4 protein-coding genes and 1 pseudogene are annotated in these 7,460 nt (G+C 74.7%); 3 read left to right on the plus strand and 2 right to left on the minus strand.

Annotated features, from left to right (window positions below; genetic code table 11):
* Window positions 1-209 precede the first annotated feature (209 nt).
* Window positions 210-1,475: pseudogene (locus ABD207_RS07085) on the minus strand (MMPL family transporter); the annotation flags it as partial.
* A gap of 431 nt (window positions 1,476-1,906) precedes the next feature.
* Between ABD207_RS07085 and ABD207_RS07090 the strand changes: the two are divergent.
* Together ABD207_RS07090 and ABD207_RS07095 are read left to right on the plus strand one after the other, a co-directional pair.
* A complete protein-coding gene (locus ABD207_RS07090; RefSeq protein ID WP_344010917.1) occupies window positions 1,907-2,773 on the plus strand; it encodes a YhjD/YihY/BrkB family envelope integrity protein in 867 nt (288 codons plus the stop codon).
* A gap of 95 nt (window positions 2,774-2,868) precedes the next feature.
* A complete protein-coding gene (locus tag ABD207_RS07095; protein ID WP_344010923.1) occupies window positions 2,869-3,702 on the plus strand; it encodes a hypothetical protein in 834 nt (277 codons plus the stop codon).
* Window positions 3,703-3,757: 55 nt separating this feature from the next.
* On the opposite strand, the gene ABD207_RS07100 is transcribed toward ABD207_RS07095, so the two are convergent.
* Window positions 3,758-5,857 carry a SpoIIE family protein phosphatase gene (locus ABD207_RS07100; protein ID WP_344010918.1) on the minus strand — a complete coding sequence of 700 codons (2,100 nt, stop codon included), beginning with the start codon at window positions 5,855-5,857 and terminating at the stop codon, window positions 3,758-3,760.
* A gap of 344 nt (window positions 5,858-6,201) precedes the next feature.
* Between ABD207_RS07100 and ABD207_RS07105 the strand changes: the two genes are divergently transcribed.
* Window positions 6,202-7,460: DUF4140 domain-containing protein (locus tag ABD207_RS07105; protein WP_344010919.1), on the plus strand; the 1,259-nt coding region annotated here is incomplete at its 3' end.

Raw genomic sequence — 7,460 nt, forward strand, 5'->3', positions numbered from 1 at the left:
CACTTCCATGCTGTCACCGTGCAGGTGCGCCCGCCACGCGAGTCCGCCCCCGGCAACGGAACGTGCCGTGCCGGGGGCGGACATGAGGGCCGCGGCCGCTGGGGCCGTTCGTTTGGATCAGCCCGCAGACGCGGGGTCTGGCACGCGCATCTGCCGCGTTGTCGTCAGTTGCCGATGCTCCGCAGCCTGATCCAGACGAACGGCCCTAGCTAGGGCTTCCTGCTGAGCCGGCCCGGCCACCACGCCTTGGCGCCGATGTCCCGCACCAGGGCGGGGACCAGCAGGGAGCGGACCACCAGCGTGTCCAGCAGGACGCCGAACGCCACGATGAAGGCGATCTGCACCAGGAAGGCGAGCGGGATGACGCTGAGCGCGGCGAAGGTCGCGGCGAGCACCACTCCGGCGGAGGTGATCACGCCGCCCGTGGTGACCAGTCCGCGCAGCATGCCCTCGCGCACGCCGTGGCGCAGCGACTCCTCCCGTACCCGGGACATCAGGAAGATGTTGTAGTCGACGCCGAGCGCCACGAGGAAGACGAAGCCGTACAGCGGCACCGAGGGGTCGGTCCCGGTGAAGCCGAAGACGCGGGTGAACACCAGGGAGGCGATGCCGAGGGTGGCGAGGAAGTTGAGCGCCACGGTGGCCACCAGCAAGGCAGGCGTCAGCAGGGAGCGCAGCAAACCCACCAGGACGAGGAAGATCACCGCGAGGACCACGGGGACGATCAGCGTGCGGTCCCGTTCGGCGGTGCGCAGGGTGTCGTACTGCTGGGCGGTGTAGCCGCCGACGAGGGCGTCCGCGCCCTGCACCGAGCCGACGGCGTCGCGCAGCCGGGCGATCGTCTCCCTGGCCTCGTCGCTGTCGGCGGCGGAGGCGAGCGTGACGTCCACGCGGGCGCGTCCGTCGACGACGTACGGCTCCCCTCCGGGGCGGCCGGAGCGGCTCACGGGCGCGGCCGAGGCGACTCCTTCGGTGTCGCGGGCCGCCGCGACCACCTTCTCCAGCGGGCCGGCGTCGGTGATGATCACCGCCGGGTTTCCGGAGCCGCCCGGGAAGTGCTCGCTGAGGGCCCGCTGGGCGGTGACGGACGGGGCGTCGTCCACGAAGGTCTCGTCCAGCGGCACGCCCTTGGAGGTGAGGGCCGGTGCCAGGGCGGCGCAGGCCAGCAGGGCGGTCAGGGAGACCGCCCAGACCTTGCGCGGGGCGTTGTCGACGAGGTGCGCGATCCGGCGCCAGATGCCGCCGGAGGCGCCCTGTGCGTCGCCGGTCCGGGGTTTGGCCGGCCAGTAGGCGGCACGGCCGCACAGCACCAGAGCGGCCGGCAGGAAGGTGAGCGCGCTGACCACGGAGCAGACGATGCCGATGGCACCGACGGGGCCCAGGGCCCGGTTGTTGGTGAGATCGCTCAGCAGCAGGGCGAGCAGGCCGAGTGCCACCGTGGCCGCGCTGGCGACGATGGCGCCCCAGGACGAACGCCATGAGCGGCAGGGGGTCGAGGGTGATGGCGAGAGCGATGAGCAGCAGGTCGAGGACCATGGGCGGGGCCATCCCGTCGGACACGTACGGACCGAGCCTATGCAGGGCCCTCGGGGGACGCATCTCGTTCGCCGGGCACGCCATCTCGTCCGCAGCGCACGCCATCTCGTCCGCAGCGCACGCCATCTCGTCCGCAGGGCGCCGCATCTCGTCCTCCGGCACGGCCCGTGTCGTTCGATGCCGCTCCGTGCGCGCCGCCGCCTGGGGTGCCGTGGCCCGCCCGTTCGCGCAGTCTGTGAGTGGGAAGGAGCGGGCCGATGGTGACGAGGGCAGGCGGGGACGCTGCGCCGTCGGCAACCCTCGACGGTGGTGCGTCGGCAACCCTCGGCGGTGGTGTCCCGTGCTGAGCCGAGCCCGCTGGCGTGCCCGGGTGCGGAAGCTGACGGCCTGGCAGAAGGCCCTGCATCAGCGGGTGCAGCGGCGGTTCCCGGTCGTCACGGCGCTGGTGGACCGCATGGTCGCGGTGAACATCTTCGACTCCGCCACCCGTATCGCGGCCCAGTGCTTCCTCACCGCCGTTCCCCTGCTGTTCGTGCTGAGCGCCTACGCGCCCGAGGCGGTGCAGGAGCAGATCGCCGCGTCGGTCAGTGCCGTCCTGGGGCTGACCGGGGAGGCGAAGGCCCAGGTGGAGCAGGCGTTCAGGCCGCCGAGCGACGATCTGAGGCAGGCCACCGGGCTGGTGGGCTGCCTGATGGTGCTGCTGTCGGCGACCGCGGTGAGCCGCGCCGTGCAGCGGCTGTGCCGGCGGGTGTGGCTGCTCCCCCGGTCCCGGGCGAAGGTCGCTCCGTGGCGGTGGGTGGCGTGGATCGTGCTGTGGCTGGGCGCCCTGCTGCTGCAGGGGTGGCTGCACAGTGTGAGCGACGCGGGGGTGGTACTCGCCGTCGTCGCGGTCGCCGTCATCTTCGTCATGCAGACGGTGATGTGGTGGTGGACCCAGCATCTGCTGCTGGGCGGCGCGGTGCGCTGGGGGCCGCTGCTGCCGGGAGCCGTGCTCACGGCGCTCGCGGTCGAGGGCCTGTCGGTGACGGCGCACTTCTACATGCCGCGGGCGCTGAACCGGACGCTCGCCGAGTACGGTCCGGCCGGTTCGGTGTTCGTGCTGCTGTCCTGGCTGATCGTGATGGCGGTGGCGGTCGCCGTCGCCCTCACCGTGGGGGCCGTGCTCTCCCAGGAGCCGTTCCTCAGACGCCGCCTCGGGCCTGCCGTGCCGCCGGCCGCGCGCGACGGGAAGGGCTGAGACACCCTGTCCCCCGGACGGCCGTACCGCGCTGGTCGGCCGGGGCGGCCGGTGGTGCGCTGGGGGCAGACGTCCGTGCTGCCAGGAGGCTTCACATCATGATCCGTCCGTCCCGCACCGTCCGTGTCCTCGCCGCCGTGGCGGCCTCGGGTGCCCTGCTGACCACCGCGGCCTGCTCCGGCGACGGCGGGGACGGGGAGACCCGGTCCGCCGAGGTCACCGCGTCCCCGAAGGAGTCCCGCGCCGCCGCTCCCGCCGCCCGGCAGACCACCACGCCCGCCGGCGGCCTGACCGAGGAGGGCGCGCGGGCGGCGCTGATCACCGAGGCGGACATCGAGGACGACTGGACGCAGGTGGACGACGCCGAGAAGTGGCGCGACAGCCTGCTCATCGGCGACGTGGACGTGGACGACTTCATCACCGCCGAGACGGACGCCGCCGACTGCCAGCGGCTGCTCGACGGCCTCTACAGCGAGGAGTTGCTGGGCAAGCCGTCCGGCGCCTCCGCGCTCACCGGGTTCACCCAGGGCGACTCGCGGCTGCTGTACCAGGTGTCCGCCTACGACCGGGCCGAACTGGACGACTCGATGAACTGGCTGGAGTCCCTGCCGGAGAAGTGCGACCAGTTCACGGCCGGCGCGTCTGGGGGCGAGGAGCGCACCGTGCAGGTGGTCGAGTACCAGCTGCCCGACGAGGGCGACGAGCGGCAGGGTCTGGAGGTGACGGTCCAGGGCACGGTCGACGGCTCGCCGGCCACGCTCACCCTGGACATCGGCGTGGTGCGCGTCGGTTCGGACGCGATCACCGTCACGGCGGGCGGACTGAACGGCGGCGAGAAGGACTCCGTGGAGGCCGCGGTGCAGCAGGGCACCGAGCGGCTGAAGGACGTGCTGGCGGGCCGCACGCCGCCCGCGTCGCCGACCTCGTGAGCGGCGGCCCGCGCCGCAGACGCCGGGCGGCGCCGGCTCGTGAGCGGCGCCGGTGTCACCGTGCGCCGTACGGGCCGGTGCCGTCGGCCTGCAGCGGCTGGGCGCCCGCGACCAGCAGGGCCACGTCGTCGTGGCCGGCCGGGTGCGGCAGGCGCCTGAGCAGCCGGTCGCAGGTCTCCTCCACCGAGCCGTACGGCGGTGACAGCTGCCGCAGAAGGAAGTTCAGGCGTTCGTCGATGGGGTCGTGGCGGGTCTCGACCAGCCCGTCGGTGTAGAGGATCAGCTGGTCACCGGGCTGCAGGTCGAGGGTGGTCGTCTCGAAGGCGACACCGCCCACGCCCAGCGGGGTGCCGACGCGCAGGTCGAGCAGCCGGGGTGGCCGGCCCGCCTTGAGGAACACCGGGGGCAGGTGTCCGGCGGAGGCCGCGACCAGGCGGCGCGTGTGCGGGTCGTAGACCGCGTACAGGCAGGTGGCCAGGTACGGGTCCAGGCTTCGGGCGATCTTGTCGAGGTGGGTGAGGATCAGGGAGGGGCCGAGGTCGAGGTCGGCGAGGGTGGAGGTGGCGGTCCGCAGCCGCCCCATGGTGGTGGCCGCCGGGATGCCGCTGCCCATCACGTCGCCCACGGTGAGCGCGGTGCGGTCGCCGTCGAGGGGGATGGCGTCGTACCAGTCGCCGCCGACCTCGCTGAAGGCCTGCGCGGGCCGGTAGCGGGCGGCGATCTGCAGTCCGGGGTGGCGGGGCTCGAGCCGGGGCAGCAGGCTGCGCTGCAGGGTCTCGGCGGTGCTGCGGATGTGCTGGTGCAGCACGGCGTTGTCCATGCTCAGCGCGGCGGACGAGGCGAGTTCGAGGGCGAGGGCGACGTCGTCGTCGTCGAACGGCACGGGGTTGCGGGCGCGGGCCAGCGCCATCACGCCGATGATCTCGCCGCGGGCGATGAGCGGGACGGCCATGTCGGTGTGCACCCCGGCCCGTTCGAGCAGCCGGGCGGCCGCGGGGTCGGCGGCGATCCTGCCGAAGTCGCCCTTGACATGGGTGATCAGCTGGGGGCTGCGGGTGCGGATGCAGCGGGCGGCAGGGTGATCGGCGTGGTACGTGGTCAGGTGACCCGGCGGGACGATGGCCTGGGCGGCGTCGGTGGGGTAGGCGGTCTTCACCGCGAGCGCGCGGAACAGCGGCGGGCCCTCGCCGAGGCCGGTGCGGCCGGTCTGCAGGACGGAGTCGAGCAGGTCCACCGCGACCATGTCCGCCAGGTCCGGGACCACGACGTCGGCCAGCTCCTGCGCGGTGCGCTCCACCTCCAGCGTGGTGCCGATGCGGGAGGAGCCGCTGGCCACCAGGCGCAGCCGCTGCTGGGCGCGGTCGGCCCGCCGGGCGGCCCGGAACTGGTCGGTGACATCGACGACGACATTGGCGATGCCCAGCACATGGCCGCGGTGGTCCTCCAGCCGGTACAGCGACATGTTCCAGGCCCGTTCCTCGTCCCGGTCGGTGCCGGTGGGGCCCACCACCTGCTGGTCCACCACCGGGGCCCCGCCCTCCAGCACCCGCCGCATCGCGGCCTCCACGCCCGCGTACGGCTCGGCGGGCAGCACGTCGCGGAACCGCCGGCCCAGGTGGCCGGCGACGGGAACGCCGTCCATGGCCGCGAGCGCCGGATTGACGGCCAGGTAGCGCAGATCGGTGTCGAGGACGGACAGCCCGATGGGGGCCTGGGCGACCAGCCTCTCGGACAGGGCGAGCTTGCGTTCCATCTGCCGCACGGTGGACCGGTCGGTGGCCAGTCCCAGGGCGAAGTGCGCGCCGTCGCTGTCGGTGAGGCGCATGGTGCGCAGTTCGATCATGCGGGTGCTGCCGTCCTTGTGCCGGACCGGCATGGCCCCGGCCCAGCCCCGGCCGGTCACCATCACCTCGGCGAACAGCCGCAGCCCAAACTGGCGGTGCTCCGGGTGCAGCAGCAGGGGCGCGGCGTACTCCCCCACGGCCTCGGCACGGGTGTAGCCGAACAGTTCCTCCGCCTGCGGGCTCCACATGTCGATCCGGCCGTCGGGCTCGACGAGCACCGCGGCCACGCCCAGCAGATCCATCAGGCCGCTCGGACCCGCAGCCCCGTCCTCCGCGCCCGCCCGCCCGGAGGGCTGCTCCGCTCGGCTCATCGCACTCACTCCCTCTACCTGCCTACCTCACGGGCGCCTCAGCTGCAGCGCACCAGGCAGGTACGGCCGTCTCCGGCGCGGCGGCCGCTGCCGTCCACGATGCGGCACCCGCGGTCCCGCGGCGAGGGGACCCGCCGGGAGACCCGGCAACACGCGCTCCGGGCGGCGCGGCCCGGTGCCGCCCGTGCGGAGCCGGCCGGACGCCGGGCGGTGCGGCCCGGTGCCGGACCGGTGCCCGCGGCCAGGTGTGCTGAGCCGCCGGGACCGCGACGCTCCCCGGCGGTGTCCGGCGCGTGCGGCGTAGGCTGCCTTCGGCATGCGAGACGGCTCGGGCGGGGAACGGCATGGCAGTTGAGGCAGGCGGCGGGGCGTGGGGATCCGTGCTCGACTCGGTGGTGGTGTACGCGCAGGGCGCCCTGTGCCGCCGCCGGGCACGGGGCCGGGTGCCGGCCGGCGGGCGGGTGCGGGTGCGGGGTCTGCCGCGCTCCCTCGACCCCGATTCGCTGCGGGCGCGCGTGGTGGGGGGCGCCGGGGTGCGCGTCACCCAGGCCCGGGTGGAGGTCGAGGCCGAGCCGCTCGGTACGGACACGGCCGACGCCCTGCATCGCGAGGTGGAGCGGCTGCGCGAGGAGCATGCGGCGGCCCGGGACCGGCGGGACCGGCAGCTCGCACGGATCGGGGAGGTCGAGGCGCTGCGCCCGGTGCCGCCGCCCCGCAGGAAGGACGACGACACGCACCGGCGCACTCCGGTGGACGCCTGGCTGGAGCTGGCCGGCTTCGTCGACGAGCGGCTGACCAAGCTGCACGCCCGGCTCGTCGAGCTGGAGGAGGAGCTGCGCCGGGTCGAGCACGAGCTCGCGATCGCCGTGGACCGCCACGCCCGCGCCTCGAACGACGCTCCGGCGGCGCATGTGGAGACCGCTGTGTGCGCGGTGCTGACCCTCGAAGGCGCGGCCGGCGCCGGCGACGCCGACGACACCGACAACACCGACGGCACTGACGACGCCGCCGAGGTGGAGATCGAGCTCGAGTACGGGGTGCCCGGCGCGCTCTGGGTGCCCGCCTACCGGCTGACGCACCGCCGGGGCGACGGGGAGGCCCGTCTGGTGCTGCGTGCCTCGGTCGCCCAGCGCACGGGCGAGGACTGGACCGGTGTGCGCATCGCCTTCGCCACCGCCGACTTGCGGCGCCGCACCGACCTGCCGCGGCTGCGGTCGGTCCGCATCGGGCGGAGCCAGCCGGCCCCGGCCCCGTCCGGCTGGCGCGAGCCCCCGGCGGGCCTGGCCGATCTGTTCGCCGGGTACGACGCGGCGGGGCCCCGCCCCGCCGCCCGGGCCGTGGACGGCCTGGCCGCGGGCGGTACGGCGGTGGGCGCCGTGGATATGGCGGCGGGCACGATGGACACGGCGGCAAGCGCGGCGGCCGGGCCTCCGACGCCCCCACCGCCCCCGATGCCTGTGGCCGCGTCCGGTTCACCGCCCCCGGCCCCCGGCGGTCCGGCCCCCGGCGGGAGTGAAGTCCTCGACGACCTCTTCGAGCACGAGGTGGAGTCCCGCGGGCTCCCCGCGGGCAGGCCGGGCGGTCCCGCGCCGCAGCCCCGGCC

Source organism: Streptomyces thermospinosisporus, assembly GCF_039526425.1.
Taxonomy (GTDB): Bacteria; Actinomycetota; Actinomycetes; order Streptomycetales; family Streptomycetaceae; genus Streptomyces; species Streptomyces thermocarboxydovorans.

What these genes read in the sequence shown, in the direction of transcription:
- ABD207_RS07100 (WP_344010918.1), bottom strand. Translation starts at nt 5,857, where the DNA reads ATGAGCCGAGCGGAGCAGCCCTCCGGGCGGGCGGGCGCGGAGGACGGG.